Below are 14,080 nucleotides of genomic sequence, written 5' to 3' on the forward strand. Positions count from 1 at the left end.
AAAAAGAATGAATGCAACGACGCCCGTAAGCGGCGTCGGCCGGACTACTGGACGACGTAACCACGCGCCTGCATGCACGCGCCGTAGGCGGCCCAATAGCGGGTCATCGGCGGCTCGGGCGCGGGCAGCGGCGGCAGCTTCACGTTCGACGCCGCGTTGGCCTGCAGCGAAGCGGCCGCCCCATCCGACGCGCCGGGTGCCGCGCTCGCACTGGGGCCCGTTGCCGCTGCCGATGCGTTCGGCGGTGCATTCGCCGCCGCGGTGGCTGCCGCGCCTGGCGCGCTGGCGCCGGCCGCGGCTTCGTTCACCGGTTTCGCCGACGATGCGCCGCCAGGCGCTTGCGCGCCAGCCAACGGCGCGCTCGCGGCTTCGGGCGCGCTCGCGCTCCACGGCAGCGGCGTGGCTGAGAAGGAACTGGGGGGAAGCGGCGGTTTCGACGGTACGCCGGTCGACGCACCTTTGGCCGCGGGCGGCTGACGCGGCGGAATCTGCGACTCGTGGGCCATGTTGACCCCGGTCACGCGGTTCGCCTCGGCGTAGCACATCGCGTTGTCGATGCTGCGCTCGTAAGGGCTCTGACTTCGGATCGGATAGGTGACAGGCCGCCACGCGAACGCGGCAGTGCTCGTCACCAACAGCGTCAGTACGGTATATGTTCTAAATGCCATCGCAGTCACTCCCGCAGCGATGTCTCGCCTTTTTGTGTTTGATTTCGTGTCGTGCTTTCGTTCTGTGCTCGTTGCGCGTCGTGTTCGAGCTCGTTCTCATGCCTGGCGCTCGTGCTTCTGTCGCGGCCTGCCAATAGGCCGTGGCGTTGCGGTGCTTGCGCCACGCGGCTCCCCGGAACGGGCACGTCGCGAATGCCGCTTTGACGAGCGTAGCACCGCGGTTTGGCCACGCGATGCATCGGATAGCGCGCGAAAACGCCATCGTGCAGTGCAATCAGGACACAATCGGCGAGGCGGCGTTGAAGATCGGGACAATCCCTGGTCGCCACGAAGGATCGTCAGGAGTCGAAGATGAAGAACCTATCGTATCGCTATCGGCCGCTTTGCGCAGCGTTCTGTCTGTCGGTGCTGTCGCTCGCCGCGCCGCTCGCCAGCGGCGCGAGCGACGCCAACATGAGCGCGGAGACGGCGGGTGAGCGCGCAAGCTTCGCGCAGGCGTTTTGCGACGTGTCGCCCGAGCGGATCGACGCCTATAAGGAGCGGCTCCGAAAGGTCCTGACCGGTGCGACCGATTTCGATCAGCACTGGGACACGGGCTGGCACCGCGCCGACATCACCAATAGCCAGATGAACGCACTGCGCGAGCGAGATCCGAAGGAATTCGCGGCGCGCATCAAGGTCAATTGCGAACGGCTCAAGTGGATGGCGGGTAATGCGTTGCACCGGCCTGCGCAGAATTGAAGTGAAACGAGCGCGCTGTCGGGCGACCGAATCTGGCGGATCGTGGCCTGATGCAGAAGGCTTCGCCGGGCTGAATCTCGCGCGGCTGTAGTCGACGACACGCGAACCGGCTGGAACCGGAAGCTTTTTGCATACTCGACGGTTTCGGCCAAAAATACACATTATTATGACTTTCGCTTAATGTTCAGCTAACCGTCGAGTAGTCTGCAGATGTAACGCTCAACGACTTTTCGAGCATGTAACTAATTCGCGAATATCGTTTTGTCCGTACTGCGGCACATTTGCGGCGGTAATGAGGGCTGCTATAGGTGAATATTAGCTAACGTAATGCCGGACCGACCTTCTGCTCGGCAAGCTTTCAGATCAAACGCTGTTTGACCTTTTGCCGTTATCGTTTCGAAGTGAGGAGCGATTATGTTGAACCCGAAGACGTTCGGACACTTCCTTTGGCTCGTCCGCAAGACGTGGATAACACGCGGGCCGCGTTTGTACTACTCGCAGTTTGGAGAGGATGCGGTGTTGCGCGAGATAATCAGTCCCCGGTGCAATAAGGGTGTTTATGTCGACGTTGGTGCATACCACCCTGTCAAGTTCTCGAACACACATGCGCTTTACAAGCGTGGTTGGCGCGGCATCAACATAGACATGGATCCGGTGAAAATTGAAACGTTTTCTCTTGCGCGGTCTGGTGATGTCAATGTATGTGCAGCCGTCTCGAACGAGAAACAGCTCAAGGAAGTCTATAATTTTTCGAATTATGGGTTGACTTCGACCATAGATCCCATAGTGGCTGCGGCCGAAGTCCAGAAGCCTATCTCCGTCCGGACCGTTGAAACCACCACATTGAACGACGTTCTCGAGCACACCCCGTACGCCGGTCAGGAAATCGATCTGCTTTCCATCGACGTGGAAGGTCACGATTACGAAGTCTTGCGATCGATTGATATCAGCAGGTATAAACCAAAGATCATTATTGTGGAGTCTACGCTGACTTCGATAAGGGACGTCATAGATTCCGCCATATTTCGCTATCTGGAGGAGCGCAATTACCGACTGGTCAGTTGGACATATTTGTCGCTGATCTTCAGAGTGGAAAAATCTCAAATCTTTCGCACTCAGTTATAGCGCTACGGTTCTGCACGTATCGTCGTTGCAACTGCTATCAATTTCACAATCCCACTATCAACGGCCGCTGCAACGGTCCAAGATATACTTGGACCGACTGGTGCCTTAGCCGTGAAGCACATTCATGAGCCCCCTCGACTTGCCTGAAGGCTGACTATCTAACGGCCCGCGCTTATGGGGGATTTCCCTGAGTTTGACGTTTCGAGCGGGCGCTCCGCTCCCAGGTCGCTGCGTCGTCATGGCTCGCCTCCTCCTTCACCAAGGGCCGAATCTCAACGCAACGCGTCGGTAAATTATTGTTTTCTTAGAGAAAATGCCGAACGGCAGACGTTCCGCACGGGGCGGGGTTCAAGCCCGAGCGAATCACGTTTCAGGGTGAGTGAACTTCGACCGCGTTCCCCCTTCTTGAATTTGTCACTGCCCGTCCATATAATTAGCACTCGCTGCACGAGAGTGCTAACAACATCTCCGGTTGGCTCCGCCAGCCGGGTTTTTCTCAGCGTTCTTCAGTCTCAATCAGAGAGGAGTATGTATGAACCTTCGTCCTTTGCATGATCGCGTGATCGTCAAACGTCTGGATCAGGAAACCAAGACCGCGTCGGGCATCGTGATCCCCGAAGCCGCAGCGGAAAAGCCGGATCAAGGTGAAATCCTCGCAGTCGGCCCGGGCAAGCGCGACGACAAGGGCGCAGCCATTGCGCTCGACGTGAAGGTCGGCGACCGCGTCCTGTTCGGCAAGTACGCAGGCCAGACCGTCAAGGTCGACGGCAACGAACTGCTCGTGATGCGCGAAGAAGACATCATGGCCGTGGTGCAGAAGTAAGCGCAAGGTCGCTACTTCCCCGGTTATATCCAAAGTATTCAAGGAGTTAGAAGATGGCAGCTAAAGACGTCGTATTCGGTGATTCCGCCCGTGCCAAGATGGTCGAAGGCGTGAATATTCTCGCCAACGCCGTGAAGGTCACGCTGGGTCCGAAGGGCCGCAACGTGGTTCTCGAGCGCAGCTTCGGCGGCCCGACGGTCACCAAGGACGGTGTGTCGGTCGCGAAAGAGATCGAACTGAAAGACAAGCTCCAGAACATGGGCGCGCAAATGGTCAAGGAAGTCGCTTCCAAGACCAGCGACAACGCAGGCGACGGCACGACGACCGCTACGGTTCTCGCGCAATCGATCGTCCGCGAAGGCATGAAGTACGTCGCATCGGGCATGAACCCGATGGACCTGAAGCGCGGTATCGACAAGGCTGTTGCAGCTGCAATCGAAGAACTGCGCAAGATCAGCAAGCCGTGCACGACCAACAAGGAAATCGCCCAGGTTGGCGCGATCTCGGCGAACAGCGATTCGTCGATCGGCGAGCGCATCGCTGAAGCAATGGACAAGGTCGGCAAGGAAGGCGTGATCACCGTCGAAGACGGCAAGTCGCTGCAAGACGAGCTGGACGTCGTCGAAGGTATGCAATTCGACCGCGGCTACCTGTCGCCGTATTTCATCAACAACCCGGACAAGCAAGTCGCCGTGCTCGAGAACCCGTTCGTGCTGCTGCACGACAAGAAGGTGTCGAACATCCGTGACCTGCTGCCGGTGCTCGAGCAAGTCGCGAAGGCTGGCCGTCCGCTGCTGATCATCGCTGAAGACGTCGAAGGCGAAGCGCTCGCAACGCTGGTCGTCAACAACATCCGCGGCATCCTGAAGACTGTTGCCGTCAAGGCTCCGGGCTTCGGCGATCGTCGTAAGGCGATGCTGGAAGACATCGCGATCCTGACCGGCGGTCAGGTCATCGCTGAAGAAACCGGCCTCACGCTCGAGAAGGCAACGCTGGCTGAACTGGGCCAGGCGAAGCGCATCGAAGTGGGCAAGGAAAACACCACGATCATCGACGGCGCTGGCGAAGCAGCGAACATCGAAGCTCGCGTCAAGCAAGTGCGCACGCAGATCGAAGAAGCGACCTCGGACTACGACCGTGAAAAGCTGCAAGAACGCGTCGCCAAGCTGGCAGGCGGTGTTGCGGTGATCAAGGTCGGTGCTGCGACCGAAGTCGAAATGAAGGAAAAGAAGGCACGTGTCGAAGACGCACTGCACGCAACGCGCGCGGCTGTGGAAGAAGGCATCGTGGCGGGTGGCGGCGTCGCGCTGATCCGTGCACGTACGGCAATCGCTGGCCTGAAGGGCGCTAACGCCGATCAGGACGCAGGTATCAAGATCGTTCTGCGCGCCATGGAAGAGCCGCTGCGCCAGATCGTCGCCAACGGTGGCGAAGAAGCGAGTGTCGTCGTGGCAGCGGTTGCTGCCGGCAAGGGCAACTACGGCTACAACGCAGCGACCGGCGAGTACGTCGACCTGGTCGACGCAGGTGTCGTGGACCCGACGAAGGTGACGCGCACGGCGCTGCAAAACGCAGCTTCGGTTGCTGGCCTGCTGCTGACGACCGACGCAGCTGTCTGCGAACTGCCGAAGGAAGATGCTCCGATGCCTGGCGGCATGCCCGGCGGCATGGGCGGCATGGGCATGGACATGTAATTCCGCTCGGGCCTCGTGGTCCGGCCGCGTGGTTGAACTGCCGCGCGTCTGGATCACGGCCGAGGCCCGGCTGGAAGTCCATGTGGGGAGTGCGCCGCGAGGCGTTTCCCCAAACGAAAAAACCCGCTTATGCGGGTTTTTTTTCGTTTGGGGCCGGCGTTGATGTGCTTGCTGGCGAGCGCTTCCGGACGACCTTTTGTCCGGATCAGGCGCCCGCGGCGTGAGCCGTGCGATGAGAGGACCTTCCGAGGCACTTTTCGCGCAGGTAGTGGAAGATCTGCGCGACGCTTTGCGCGGGGCTCAGCGTTCCCGTGTCGACGTGCAGGTCGGGATCGATCGGCGCTTCATAGGGCGCTGATACGCCGGTGAACGAGCTGATCTCGCCAGACCTCGCTTTCGCGTAAAGACCTTTGGGATCGCGGCTCGCGCAGGTGGCGAGCGAGGCGGACACATAGGTTTCGACGAACTTGTCGGCTCCGATGATCGCGCGCGCCATTGCCCGATCTTCGCGTAGCGGCGAAATCAGTGCGGAAATCACGATCAGACCCGCGTCGTTCATCAATTGGGCGACGTGCGCGACCCGGCGGATGTTTTCGCGCCGGTCGTCGGGCTCGAATCCAAGGTCGCTCGCCAGACCGTGGCGGATGTTGTCGCCGTCGAGCACATAGCAGGCGTGACCGAGCGCGATCAGCTGCTCCTCGAGTGCGAACGCGAGCGTCGATTTGCCGGCGCCGGACAGGCCGGTCAGCCAGATCGTGGCGGGCATCTGATCGAACATGCGTATGCGGTCCTGCACCGCGATTTTGCCGTGAAAGCATTGCACGAACTGGGGCGGCTCTTTCATGGATAGGTTCTCTTGGCTTTTCTGGCTCATTCGCAGTGCCAGCCTTGCCGCCACGTGCCGGCGTTGTGCAGGCTTTCGGTGGAATCGGCAATGGTAACGCGAAAGCCTTCCGGAATATCGTTAGGCAGTGGAATCGAAAATCCGCTGTATGCGCTCGGATAGCCGGCGCTCGCCACATCGGGCCGCGGCTCGCCGCTGCAGCCGGTCGCGACGATCTGCGTGCCGACCCGCACCTCGAGCGGTACCTGCCGCTGCGGCTCGCTCAGGTTGACGGCCCAGCCGCACACTACGCCGTCGCGCACCGTGTCGACAAAACCGTCGAACAGGTCGACCGGCGGACGCTGCCGGCTTCGCGCGAACTCCAGATAGGTGTCGATCGGCGCGAGATCGAAGCGGCGGATCACCTCATGCACGCGCGACAGGAATGAGCCGTCGAAGCCGAAAACGGTCGAACTATAGACGTGCGGATTGTCGAGCTGATCGATTTCGGACTGAATCACGCGGACCAATTCGAGCGCATTCGAAAAGACGCTGCCCGTTTCTTTCGCATAAGCTTCCACGATCTGACTCGCGTCGCGGAACAGTTCGTAATCGAGGCTATTGTCCTCGATAAATTTTTGTCTTGTTGCGTCGCTTAAGTGAGCCTTGCCCTTCGCCGTGCCATTGGTGCGATTCGCTTCGAAATAGAACGGCAATTTCATCCCAGTCGAACCGCAAAGCCGCAGTAAGAATTCGCTCATGTCCTCGCAGACGCCGACGGTGCCGATCTGTTCGCGCAAATGGATTCGCGCAACGGCGAGGCTCGTTTGGTTAGCCACTGGCTCGCCGCTCAACATGTGCACGAACAGGTTCTTGCCGCCGAGCGATTCGCTGACCCACTCGTCGAGCGACAGCACACCTTGCTGCGCCAGAGCTTCCGGCGTGGACACACTGACGCCGCGTGTGACCTCGCCGTTCTTGCCGTTCGCCGCATACCAGTAGTGCGAGATCTGGCGCGCGAGCGGCTCGCGCAGGATCGTGCAGTAGTTGACCGGATGTTTGATCATCCGATGAATGCCATACGGCAGATGACCGCCGCCTACCTGCGTCTCGAGCAGCTTCGCGCGACAGTTTCCCCATCCATCCTGATCCCAGACAAAGCTAATGAATTGGTCATTACCTTTATTCAAATCAAAAAACGAAATAACGGTCGAACCGCCGCATTTCGGCGGATGGATGAAAAACGTGGGAAATGACATGTGGGGACATATGACTGAACGTGGATGCGTAAAGTCTAGACAAAAGATGTCATTGGCGTTGTAACGTTTGATTACGCGAAAAAACGTCTGGTTGCATCGCCGACAGCAAGATTCATGCGGGTATGCAAATTGACTAAGTTGCCCACGAGACGAACTGGGCGCGGCTGTATCGATAGCTACGCGCTAGTTACATTGTTCAATTTGGATAAATCGAATGGAAAGTCGCACCAATCGCGAAAGTCACATTAATGAAAAAACCGGCTGACAGCGGATTTTAGTCGATGCCGACAAATGGCGAGGTCAGTGCCGCGCTTCCCCCGGCGCCGCGCCCTTGCCTTGCGCGGGCGGCGTTTCGTCTTCATCGCTGCTGCGCGCCCAGAAGAAGCGATCGGGCATGTACGCCCCCATGCCGGGCCGGAACGCATTGCGCACTGCCTGATACAGATACTCCTGGCTTTCGCGCACCGCTTCCGCGGGCTCCTGGCCGTTGGCGAGAAGCGCGGCGATCGCCGCGCCGAGCGTATCGGTCAGGCCCGTCAACCGATGCGGCGCGCGGTCCCACATGTCCTGACGCAACTGGCCGTCCTCGCTGAAGAGTGTGTTGACGAGCCGATGCGTGCCGGTTTCGGTCGACAGAATGTACTCGCAGCCCTGCGACAGCAGATGCGAGATCGCCGCGTCGAGGCTCGGCGCCTCCGCGTCGCCGTCGGGCTGCGCGAGCGCGAGCAGCGTCGCCGAGTCGGCGACCAGCAGCGTGGTTTGCGGCGCGAGCAGATCGGCGATCGCTTCGCGCAGTTCGTCGGCGGCGAGCAGGTGCTCGTCGTCGAGCGTGAAGTCCGGGGCGAGGATCAGCGGGATGTCGTCGTAGTCGGCGACAACTTCCGCGATCGCGCTGACCACTTCGGCGCGCGTGCACGCGCCGACCTTGAATGCGGCGATCGGCATGTCCTCGAGCAGCATGCGCGCCTGCGTCGCGACGATGTCCGGGTCGAGCCCGGTGACTTCGTCGCAGTTCGCCGAGTCGCGCACGGTATAGCCCGTGAGCACGGAAACGCCGTGGCAGCCCATGCTGGCAAGTGTCAACAGGTCCGCCTGCAGGCCGGAGCCGCCGGTGGGGTCGGAGAGACCGAAGGTGAGGACGATCGGAGGCGTGTCGCTGGGCATGAAAATGGATAAGGAAAGCAGGATTTCGGCGCGCAATGCGCAATTGGCTCAATTATGCGGCCTAAACCGTGGAGAGGGCGTTTTTTCGCGAGGCGGGGATCGCCGGAGGCTGGCTCGCGGCCCGCTGACGCGCAGCCGGCGGGGATCGCTCTGAGGTTGCCACGCTAGCGCCGCGAGCTTGCCGAGGGCGCCCTCTATCGCGCTGCCGGGTGTCCCCACCGCCATGCGGCATGACGCCGCGAGCGTCGTCCGCACGGCGCGCGGGCGCACCGCCGAAGCCCGGTCCACGCTACGATTGCGAGTTTTCGATTGCTAGGCATGGGGGCGGCAACACGGTACCATCATGGCTCCCGCTTCCACGGACTCAACGACGCGACAAAAGAATGGAATATCAAAGCTGGATGTGCCTGATTTGCGGCTGGATTTACGACGAAGAGGCCGGTTTGCCCGACGAAGGCATTGCGCCGGGCACGCGCTGGGAAGACGTGCCCATCAACTGGACGTGTCCGGAGTGCGGAGCGCGCAAGGAAGACTTCGAAATGGTCCAGATCTGAAGTTCGGCAAGCCGCCGGCGACAGCCGGTCGGTGGTTCGCGTCGCTTGATCATTGTTCCGGCGTCGCGGTTTGATGGGCTCGTGCGAGACGCCGGAAGCTTCGGCCCCCAAACCGGGTCCCGCGATTCGGTCCGAACCTGAACCCTGAGCTTCGATCCCGAAAAGTCGGCGGCGTCATCCGCCGCGCAATTGCTGCAATCGCTTGATGCGTCCGGCACGCCCGGCGCCTGTCTGAGCGCGCCGGCGCGGAACATCGCCGGTCGCGTCGTGTCGCAACGGTAGTCTGTCATTGTCCTGTCGCCGGTTCGCGCGGTGGCCGCTCACTCAGCATGCGGCGCGAAGCGACGACCCCGTCAGCTTCGTGTCGCCTGCCCATGACTCTTCGATCCGCAGCACCCGTTTCCATCGATGCACTGCCGAACCCGCGCGGCGGCGCGGTCCGCCCTGCGGAACTCGCGCTCGCCGAGGCGTCGCTCGCGTTCGAGCAGCGCGACGAGAGCGGTGCCGCGCTGCTGCGCGCGTCGCATGCATTGCGCACGGCGGGCTGGCTCAGCGCGCAGCGTTTCACCGACGCCCTCGTGCGGCTCTCGCCGCTCGCGAGCGGCGAGCCAGCCGAAGCCGAAAGCGCGCGGCCAGTGTTCGGCGCGGCGCTGCGCGACTTCCGCGCGGCGTTCGAGCGTCACAATCTGCGCGAGCTCAGTTGCTCGCCGACGCTGTTCAACCACTACCGCGAGCTGTGTGCGCAACTCATCGAACCCACGCCGGGCTCCGCCGTCGCGTTCGAAGACCTCGCGCTGTGCGCGCGGCCAGTGCCGCCGGCTTCGCTGCACGCGCAATCGGCTGATCAGCTTGCCCATCTGCGGGTGCGCTACGAGCGCGCGTTGCTGCCGGTGCTGCGCTCGCAGGCCGACACAGGCAGCGCGGTGGCGCTTGCGGTCACGAACGCCGCGCTCGACGAGCTCGACGCCGTGTTCACCGAACTCGCCGGCCCCGATCCGTATGACTTCTGGCGGCTCGCGCGCGCCTGCGCGAAGGCGCTGCGCGCGCGCCGCCACGCAATCCGCGATATCGAGGCGCGGCGCTTCTACGCGCGCTGCAACCTGGCGCTCGCCGATCACGCGCGCGGCATAGAGCGCGCGCCACGTTCGCTGGTGCGCGCGACGCTCGCGCTGCTGTGGCGCGACTACGCGCTGTTCGGCGCGGCCGCGCAAGACGCCGACCAGGTCGAGGTGCTGCACGACTATGGCTTGACCGTCGACTGGCACGTCGCCGGCACGCAGTCGTCGGAAGCACTGTGGGAGGCGGGCGCGCTCGAGGCGCAGTCGCTGCCGCACACGCGCGATCTCGGCGTGCTGAGCGTCAACGCGAACGCGTACGAAGACTTCCTGCAGACCGCCGACGCGTCCATCGAGGCGCTCGCCGCCCATGCGCGCGCGGCCGATCAGCCGGAAAAAGCCGACCCGAGCGAAGCGCTGCAGGCGGGCGACGCCGCCTACCGGCTCGGCTCGGCCGCCTGCGCGCTCGGTCTCGGTCACGTGGCGCTGCTCGCCGACGCGCTCGGTCTCGCATGGCGGCGTCGTGCGCATGCGAGCGTCGCGACGCCGGCGGTGCGCGCGCACGTGATCGTCGGCGCGCCGCCGGCCGACACGCTCGAGCAGGCCGCCGAGGCCTTGCGTGCGTCGCTGCACAAGGTCGCCGCGGGCGTTGGGCCGGCGGGCGGCAGCTTCACGCAGGCGGCGCTCGCCGCGCTCACGCGTGCGATCGAGCAGGGCGGCGCGTGAAGCGCAAGCCGGGTCGAACCAAACGCGCGACGTGGCGCGCGAATTGCGTCGGCAACGCTTCGACCGACGCGCGCCGAACCCGCTGAAACCCATTGTGACAAGTCACAATCCCGCAACTTCGCGACGCGCGCCGAACGTGCCGTTCTACGCGGTGTTTCGGCGCCTGATCGCGGCATGGCGCAAGTCGCGCGCGTGATAGAGTGCAACTTGATCCGGCGTCGATGGCGCGTCGCGTAGCGTGCACCCAACGGGTTGCAATGCTCAAAGCAGCCCGCCATCGCGCATCGTCTTTGCTAAAATCCGAACTATGTCCAAGAGTACCGATCGCATCAATCTGACCAACCAGTTCCTGATCGCCATGCCGAACATGGCCGATCCGACGTTTTCAGGAACGGTGGTCTACCTTTGCGATCACAGTGAGCGCGGCGCGCTCGGCCTCGTGATCAACCGGCCGACCGATATCGACCTGCAGGCGCTCTTCAATCGCATCGATCTGAAGCTCGAGATCGAACCGCTTCTCCATGTCCCCGTGTATTTCGGCGGCCCGGTGCAAACCGAGCGCGGCTTCGTGCTGCACGATCCGAAAGGCGGCAGCGCATACACGTCGTCGATGTCGGTGCCGGGCGGGCTTGAAATGACCACGTCGAAAGACGTGCTCGAGGCCGTCGCGAGCGGCAACGGTCCGGAGCGTTTCCTGCTGACGCTCGGCCACGCCGGCTGGGGCGCGGGTCAGCTCGAAGACGAAATCTCCAAGAACGGCTGGCTTACGGTCGAGGCCGATCCGAAAATCGTTTTCGACGTGCCCGCCGAAGATCGTCTCGAAGCGGCGCTCGCGCTGCTCGGCGTGTCGTTGTCGATGCTGTCGGGCGAGGCCGGGCACGCATGAGGGGCCGCGCATGAATCTTCCGGCCGGACGTGAGGCGACGCTGCTTGCGTTCGACTACGGGGAGAAACGCATCGGCGTGGCAGTCGGCAATTCGCTGACGCGCCGCGCGCGGCCGCTCGTCGTCGTGCAGAACCGCAGCAAGGAGTACCGCTTCGAAGCGCTCGGCAAGCTGATCGCCGAATGGATGCCCGATGCGCTGGTGGTCGGCCTGCCGATGCACCCCGACGGCACACCGCACGAGCGCACGCAACTCGCGAAGCGCTTCGGCAACCAGCTGAACGGCCGCTTCAATCTGCCGGTCACGTGGGTCGACGAGCGCTACTCGTCGGTCGAGGCCGAGGCGGAAATCCGCGCCGGCAATGCCCGCGCCGACATGCTCGATGCCGAAGCCGCGAGCATCATCCTCCAGCAATATCTTGACGGACTTTCCGACGATCATGAGTTCCATTGACGCCGAAGCGCTGTATCGCGCGTTGCTCGACCAGATTCGCGCGGCGTACGGCGACCATCTCGCCGTTGCCAGGCACGGTGCCGAAGCGGCGGTTCTGGCGGGTATCCATAGCGGCGGCGCGTGGCTCGCCGAGCGGCTCGCGCGCGACCTGAAACTGCCGAGCTTCGGCGTGGTGAACGTCGCGCTGCATCGCGACGACTACGCGAAGAAAGGGCTGCACGCGCAAGCAAGCCCGACCTCGCTGCCGTTCGAGGTCGATGGCCGCCGCATCGTGCTGGTCGACGACGTGCTGTACACCGGCCGCACGATTCGTGCGGCACTCAACGAGCTGTACGACTATGGTCGGCCGGCCTCGGTCGAACTCGCGGTGCTCGCCGACCGGGGCGGACGCGAGTTGCCGGTGGCGGCGCGCTTCGTCGGTGGCGTGGTCGACGTACCCGCCGACGCGACGCTCGTGCTGGCCCGTGAAGACGACGGCGCGGGCGGCCAGCGGTTTTCTTTTCACACTGAAGCACGCGTCGATTGAAACGCGCGTGAGCGGCGTGTCGACGCGACCTCGATCACGTTGAAGCCCGTATTTGAAGCAGGTACATAATGAACACCGCCACCCCGGCTCCGCAAGATTCCTCCGCTAGCGCACCCGAGCGCTTCCGCTACGGCTTCCTGAAGGGCAACCCGCAGCTCACGAAGAGCGGCGAGCTCAAACATCTGCTGTCGATCGAGGGGTTGCCGAAGGCCATCGTCAATCACATTCTCGAGACCGCCGACCAGTTCGTCAGCGTGACCGATCGCGAAGTGAAGAAGGTGCCGCTGTTGCGCGGCAAGTCGGTGTTCAACCTGTTCTTCGAAAACTCGACGCGCACGCGTACCACGTTCGAGATCGCGGCCACGCGGCTGTCGGCCGACGTGCTGAATCTGAACATCAACGCGTCGTCGACCAGCAAGGGCGAATCGCTGCTCGACACGATCAACAACCTGTCGGCGATGCACGCGGATCTGTTCGTCGTGCGTCATGCGTCGAGCGGCGCGCCGTTCCTGATCGCGCAGCACTGCGCGCCGCACGTGCACGTGATCAACGCCGGCGACGGCCGTCACGCGCACCCGACGCAGGGTCTGCTCGACATGTACACGATCCGCCACTACAAGAAGGACTTCACGAAGCTGCGCGTGGCGATCGTCGGCGACATCCTGCATTCGCGCGTCGCGCGCTCGGACATTCATGCGCTGACCACGCTCGGCGTGCCCGAAGTGCGCGCGATCGGTCCGCGCACGCTGCTGCCGGGCGGCCTCGAACAGATGGGCGTGCGGGTGTTCCACAACCTCGACGAAGGCCTGAAGGACGTCGACGTGATCATCATGCTGCGCCTACAGAACGAACGCATGAGCGGGGCGCTGCTGCCGTCGTCGCAGGAGTACTTCAAGAGCTGGGGGTTGACGCCCGAGCGTCTAGCGCTCGCCGCCCCCGACGCGATCGTGATGCACCCCGGTCCGATGAACCGCGGCGTCGAGATCGACTCGCAGGTCGCGGACGGCCCGCAATCGGTGATTTTGAATCAGGTCACGTTCGGCATCGCGGTGCGCATGGCGGTGATGGGGATCGTCGCGGGCAATAACGACTGAGCAGAACTAGGACAGCGCATGAACTATTGCCGGCGCATTCCCCCTCCCGGGGGCGGCCGGTTCACTTGCGAATCCATAGGCGAAGCCGAGAGGAAGGAGGGGATCTAGTGGGCAGGTTTGTTTTTTGCCTTTGCGGCCGACTTCCGGGTGTGCTCCGCAGTGCCCTGCGCGTCGACACAAGCGCGCACCGTTTCCAGTTGTGGCGCCCCCAACGCTACCGTCAAATGGGCGCGGCTGCAAAACAATGGCTTCCGGTAGAACGGCGAAGGTGATCGGCAAACCTGTTTCGTGCGCGCCGTGCGCTCGCCGTCTTCAGGTTGTTGATCAGCACGGATATATCCAGCGCCGGATGGATGTCGATCAGCACGTGCACGCGGTCCGGTTCACCGCCAAACTCGACGAGTTGCAGCGCCACGCGGCGAGGATTTCGCCGTTCGCCGTTTCCAGATACGCGAGCAGTCCTGGCGACAACGTTTTGCGCGGGTATTTCG

The 14,080-nt window shown here is 62.8% G+C and carries 17 protein-coding genes; 11 read left to right on the plus strand and 6 right to left on the minus strand.

Annotated elements, in window-relative coordinates:
• Positions 1–44 precede the first annotated feature (44 nt).
• Both HDG37_RS06205 and HDG37_RS06210 read right to left on the minus strand, forming a co-directional pair.
• Complete coding sequence (locus HDG37_RS06205; protein WP_184045358.1) at positions 45–668, minus strand: hypothetical protein; 624 nt, start codon at positions 666–668, stop codon at positions 45–47.
• Positions 669–673: 5 nt separating this feature from the next.
• Entirely contained in the window at positions 674–997 is a 324-nt protein-coding gene (locus HDG37_RS06210) for a hypothetical protein (RefSeq protein ID WP_184045360.1), read from the minus strand.
• Between the two features lie 22 nt (positions 998–1,019).
• Between HDG37_RS06210 and HDG37_RS06215 the strand changes: the two genes are divergently transcribed.
• From HDG37_RS06215 to groL, 4 genes are all read left to right on the plus strand, one after another.
• A complete protein-coding gene (locus tag HDG37_RS06215; protein ID WP_184045362.1) occupies positions 1,020–1,409 on the plus strand; it encodes a hypothetical protein in 390 nt (129 codons plus the stop codon).
• Positions 1,410–1,823: 414 nt separating this feature from the next.
• A complete protein-coding gene (locus HDG37_RS06220) occupies positions 1,824–2,534 on the plus strand; it encodes an FkbM family methyltransferase (RefSeq protein ID WP_260332780.1) in 711 nt (236 codons plus the stop codon).
• Positions 2,535–3,066: 532 nt separating this feature from the next.
• Positions 3,067–3,357 (plus strand): co-chaperone GroES, encoded by a 291-nt coding sequence (gene groES / locus HDG37_RS06225; RefSeq protein WP_008923887.1) that lies wholly within the window; start codon positions 3,067–3,069, stop codon positions 3,355–3,357.
• 53 nt (positions 3,358–3,410) lie between these two features.
• Positions 3,411–5,051, plus strand: a complete 1,641-nt coding sequence (gene groL, locus HDG37_RS06230) for a chaperonin GroEL (RefSeq protein ID WP_018419577.1) — start codon at positions 3,411–3,413, stop codon at positions 5,049–5,051.
• A gap of 205 nt (positions 5,052–5,256) precedes the next feature.
• Here the strand turns inward: groL and cysC are convergent, their stop codons facing one another.
• Positions 5,257–5,895: an adenylyl-sulfate kinase gene (gene cysC, locus HDG37_RS06235; protein WP_184045364.1), complete on the minus strand. Its 639-nt coding sequence runs from the start codon at positions 5,893–5,895 to the stop codon at positions 5,257–5,259.
• A 26-nt stretch (positions 5,896–5,921) separates the two neighbouring features.
• Positions 5,922–6,941, minus strand: coding sequence for a chondroitin 4-O-sulfotransferase (locus HDG37_RS06240; protein ID WP_260332781.1), 1,020 nt, complete (start codon positions 6,939–6,941; stop codon positions 5,922–5,924).
• Between HDG37_RS06240 and HDG37_RS39075 the strand changes: the two genes are divergently transcribed.
• On the plus strand, positions 6,930–7,130 hold the full coding sequence (locus HDG37_RS39075; RefSeq protein WP_260332782.1) for a hypothetical protein: 201 nt from the start codon (positions 6,930–6,932) through the stop codon (positions 7,128–7,130). The two genes, HDG37_RS06240 and HDG37_RS39075, sit on opposite strands and share 12 nt — an antisense overlap.
• A gap of 303 nt (positions 7,131–7,433) precedes the next feature.
• Here HDG37_RS39075 and HDG37_RS06245 read toward each other — a convergent pair whose 3' ends face one another.
• Entirely contained in the window at positions 7,434–8,297 is an 864-nt protein-coding gene (locus tag HDG37_RS06245; RefSeq protein WP_184045368.1) for a hydroxymethylpyrimidine/phosphomethylpyrimidine kinase, read from the minus strand.
• Positions 8,298–8,680: 383 nt separating this feature from the next.
• Here HDG37_RS06245 and HDG37_RS06250 point away from each other — a divergent pair, with 383 nt between their 5' ends.
• From HDG37_RS06250 to HDG37_RS06275, 6 genes are all read left to right on the plus strand, one after another.
• Positions 8,681–8,851 carry a rubredoxin gene (locus HDG37_RS06250; RefSeq protein ID WP_006047743.1) on the plus strand — a complete coding sequence of 57 codons (171 nt, stop codon included), beginning with the start codon at positions 8,681–8,683 and terminating at the stop codon, positions 8,849–8,851.
• Positions 8,852–9,225: 374 nt separating this feature from the next.
• The gene (locus HDG37_RS06255) at positions 9,226–10,632 is read left to right on the plus strand and encodes a hypothetical protein (RefSeq protein ID WP_184045370.1); all 1,407 of its coding nucleotides are present in this window, start codon (positions 9,226–9,228) and stop codon (positions 10,630–10,632) included.
• Positions 10,633–10,939: 307 nt separating this feature from the next.
• Complete coding sequence (locus HDG37_RS06260) at positions 10,940–11,518, plus strand: YqgE/AlgH family protein (protein ID WP_090803272.1); 579 nt, start codon at positions 10,940–10,942, stop codon at positions 11,516–11,518.
• 10 nt (positions 11,519–11,528) lie between these two features.
• Complete coding sequence (ruvX, locus tag HDG37_RS06265) at positions 11,529–11,969, plus strand: Holliday junction resolvase RuvX (protein WP_184045372.1); 441 nt, start codon at positions 11,529–11,531, stop codon at positions 11,967–11,969.
• Positions 11,956–12,495: a bifunctional pyr operon transcriptional regulator/uracil phosphoribosyltransferase PyrR gene (gene pyrR, locus HDG37_RS06270; RefSeq protein ID WP_184045374.1), complete on the plus strand. Its 540-nt coding sequence runs from the start codon at positions 11,956–11,958 to the stop codon at positions 12,493–12,495. The genes ruvX and pyrR overlap by 14 nt, the downstream gene beginning before the upstream one ends.
• 68 nt (positions 12,496–12,563) lie before the next feature.
• On the plus strand, positions 12,564–13,589 hold the full coding sequence (locus HDG37_RS06275; RefSeq protein WP_184045376.1) for an aspartate carbamoyltransferase catalytic subunit: 1,026 nt from the start codon (positions 12,564–12,566) through the stop codon (positions 13,587–13,589).
• Between the two features lie 220 nt (positions 13,590–13,809).
• Here HDG37_RS06275 and HDG37_RS06280 read toward each other — a convergent pair whose 3' ends face one another.
• A complete protein-coding gene (locus HDG37_RS06280) occupies positions 13,810–14,004 on the minus strand; it encodes a transposase (RefSeq protein ID WP_184045378.1) in 195 nt (64 codons plus the stop codon).
• Positions 14,005–14,080: the final 76 nt, after the last annotated feature.

Origin of the sequence: Paraburkholderia sp. MM5384-R2, from assembly GCF_014201025.1 — a bacterium.
Taxonomy (GTDB): Bacteria; Pseudomonadota; Gammaproteobacteria; order Burkholderiales; family Burkholderiaceae; genus Paraburkholderia; species Paraburkholderia tuberum.

Coding starts and splice junctions, on each gene's coding strand:
- HDG37_RS06205 (WP_184045358.1), bottom strand. CDS start 668: ATGGCATTTAGAACATATACCGTACTGACGCTGTTGGTGACGAGCACT.
- HDG37_RS06215 (WP_184045362.1), top strand. CDS start 1,020: ATGAAGAACCTATCGTATCGCTATCGGCCGCTTTGCGCAGCGTTCTGT.
- HDG37_RS06220 (WP_260332780.1), top strand. CDS start 1,824: ATGTTGAACCCGAAGACGTTCGGACACTTCCTTTGGCTCGTCCGCAAG.
- groES (WP_008923887.1), top strand. CDS start 3,067: ATGAACCTTCGTCCTTTGCATGATCGCGTGATCGTCAAACGTCTGGAT.
- groL (WP_018419577.1), top strand. CDS start 3,411: ATGGCAGCTAAAGACGTCGTATTCGGTGATTCCGCCCGTGCCAAGATG.
- cysC (WP_184045364.1), bottom strand. CDS start 5,895: ATGAAAGAGCCGCCCCAGTTCGTGCAATGCTTTCACGGCAAAATCGCG.
- HDG37_RS39075 (WP_260332782.1), top strand. CDS start 6,930: ATGTTTGATCATCCGATGAATGCCATACGGCAGATGACCGCCGCCTAC.
- HDG37_RS06240 (WP_260332781.1), bottom strand. CDS start 6,941: ATGATCAAACATCCGGTCAACTACTGCACGATCCTGCGCGAGCCGCTC.
- HDG37_RS06245 (WP_184045368.1), bottom strand. CDS start 8,297: ATGCCCAGCGACACGCCTCCGATCGTCCTCACCTTCGGTCTCTCCGAC.
- HDG37_RS06250 (WP_006047743.1), top strand. CDS start 8,681: ATGGAATATCAAAGCTGGATGTGCCTGATTTGCGGCTGGATTTACGAC.
- HDG37_RS06255 (WP_184045370.1), top strand. CDS start 9,226: ATGACTCTTCGATCCGCAGCACCCGTTTCCATCGATGCACTGCCGAAC.
- HDG37_RS06260 (WP_090803272.1), top strand. CDS start 10,940: ATGTCCAAGAGTACCGATCGCATCAATCTGACCAACCAGTTCCTGATC.
- ruvX (WP_184045372.1), top strand. CDS start 11,529: ATGAATCTTCCGGCCGGACGTGAGGCGACGCTGCTTGCGTTCGACTAC.
- pyrR (WP_184045374.1), top strand. CDS start 11,956: ATGAGTTCCATTGACGCCGAAGCGCTGTATCGCGCGTTGCTCGACCAG.
- HDG37_RS06275 (WP_184045376.1), top strand. CDS start 12,564: ATGAACACCGCCACCCCGGCTCCGCAAGATTCCTCCGCTAGCGCACCC.